3 protein-coding genes and 1 pseudogene are annotated in these 1,834 nt (G+C 65.8%); 1 reads left to right on the forward strand and 3 read right to left on the reverse strand.

What is annotated here, in order from left to right; genetic code table 11:
- Nucleotides 1-383: pseudogene (locus AB4Z09_RS28955) on the reverse strand (MMPL family transporter); the annotation flags it as partial.
- 99 nt (nt 384-482) lie between these two features.
- Nucleotides 483-704 (reverse strand): hypothetical protein, encoded by a 222-nt coding sequence (locus AB4Z09_RS28960; RefSeq protein WP_442241378.1) that lies wholly within the window; start codon nt 702-704, stop codon nt 483-485.
- A 167-nt stretch (nt 705-871) separates the two neighbouring features.
- Between AB4Z09_RS28960 and AB4Z09_RS28965 the strand changes: the two genes are divergently transcribed.
- Complete coding sequence (locus AB4Z09_RS28965) at nt 872-1,090, forward strand: hypothetical protein (protein ID WP_442241379.1); 219 nt, start codon at nt 872-874, stop codon at nt 1,088-1,090.
- 482 nt (nt 1,091-1,572) lie between these two features.
- On the opposite strand, the gene AB4Z09_RS28970 is transcribed toward AB4Z09_RS28965, so the two are convergent.
- A complete protein-coding gene (locus AB4Z09_RS28970; protein WP_442241380.1) occupies nt 1,573-1,701 on the reverse strand; it encodes a hypothetical protein in 129 nt (42 codons plus the stop codon).
- Nucleotides 1,702-1,834 lie beyond the last annotated feature (133 nt).

A 1,834-nucleotide genomic window follows, 5' to 3' on the forward strand; every position in this document is an offset into this window, starting at 1 on the left:
GTACTCGCACCCTGCGATCTGGCCTCGACCATGCGGGAGAGCAGGAACACCTCGTAGTCGATGGACAGGCCGTAGACGATCGCGACGATCAGCACCAGCATCGGCGACGTGATCGGTCCGGGCGTGAAGCCCAGCACGCCCGAGCCGTGACCGTCGACGAACACCCAGGTGAGGATGCCGAGCGTCGCGCCGAGACCGAGCGCGCTCATCAACACGGCCTTGATGGGCAGCACCAGCGAGCCGAATGCCAGGAACATCAGCAGCGTCGTGACGCTCAGGACCGTGACGATCATGAGCGGCAGGTTGTCGAGCAGTGCGCTGATGCTGTCCTGTTCGATCGCCGGGGTGCCGCCGACGAGGACTTCCACGCCGTCCGGGATGTCACAAACCGGTTCTCCGGAGCGCCGCGACGACGCCGTGGCGGAGCCCCCTGCAGCGAAGGTTCGGGCGTCGATCAGGATGCGGCGCCGGAGGAAGCCAGCTCAGGTGAGGGAGCCGAGGCAGTCGGTGATGGCGGTGACCATCGCGTCGAATCCCGGGGCACTCGACGGCGCCGAGCGGCCGGCGGCGAGCTGAAGAACGCCACGGTGTTCCCCAAGTACTCCCCGGAGCCGGTCCGCGGCCGGGATCTGCTGCCAGCCGCCCGGCAGACCCTCAGGGTCCGAATGGAACGCGATCTCACCAACGATCTGCCAGGCCAACACCGAGAGTTCCTCAAGAAGGTCCGTAGAAGAAAGATTCGGATGCCAGTAAGTCCTGTCGATATTCGGCGACCTCATGTCATCGCCGAGTCCCCTGTGTTCTACAGGGCTGTGTAGTGGGCAGGTGTGTTGTCCCGCGTCCGGGCTGAGCTGGGTCCTACCGTGGCCGTATGGCGATTCCCGCATCGAGGTATCTGTTTCAGGCGCAGTCGTTCGTCTCCGACGATGACGGGCCGCGGTTGGAAGCGGCGTTGGTGTCGGCGCGGTTCTGCGAGCAGTCGGGGGCGCCGTACCCGGAGCAAGTGCACGAGATGGTTCGTGTCGCTTACGAACTGCTCGAGGTCGACGCACCCGAAGTTGCGGCGGAGTTCGGTCCCCCGAACGTCTAGGGGTGGCCGCGGCGGAGCCTCCGCCGCCTCGGATGCCTGCAGTCGGCAGGATGCTGTCCTGTCGACCCACCACGAACAGCAGGGTCAGGGCCGTATCGGCACAGCGTCGACCACGCTGTCGACGGTGCTCGTTGCCGCGGCACCAACCCTGTCGAAGACCCCAAGCGGCACCGCTGGTTGGGCGGGCACTCCCCCGATCACCGCAGCATTAGCTTTTGACGATTGGGCCTTGTCGCCCAGCAACGGATCCGATCGGGTCCGGGCCCTGCCTGACCCGATCGGATCGTACGGACAGGTCCTTCATTATCAACGGAAGCGCCGGTCAGTCACCGGACTGACTTCCCCGATCAGCAAAACCAGCCGCCGCCCGTTGCCGTCGCTGAGTTGGTGGATCTTCGTGCCGAGGCCGCCGCGGAGCCTCCCGACTGTGTGGTCGGCGGGCTCGGTCCGCAGGTTCATGCAATTCGACAGATCCCTCTGTGTCACGCGTGATGGACGTTCTCCCCGACCGCGATCGCATTGTTGAACACCACCCGAGCACCCGAACGCCCGCGCCAGCGCCTCTTGCTGCCCGGCGGCGGGTACAAGCGGGGGTGGTAGCGAAGCTGCACCCTCCGATCATGGCATCAACCAACGACATTCACACCGCCTATCTACACCCCGATCAGACGCACCGCCCCCTCTCGAGCACCGTCTGCCTGGACGGGCATATCGCGTGTGCCCGGCACCGCCGCAGTGAACGAC

The sequence above is a fragment of the Rhodococcus sp. TAF43 genome (assembly GCF_052113525.1).
Taxonomy (GTDB): domain Bacteria; phylum Actinomycetota; class Actinomycetes; order Mycobacteriales; family Mycobacteriaceae; genus Prescottella.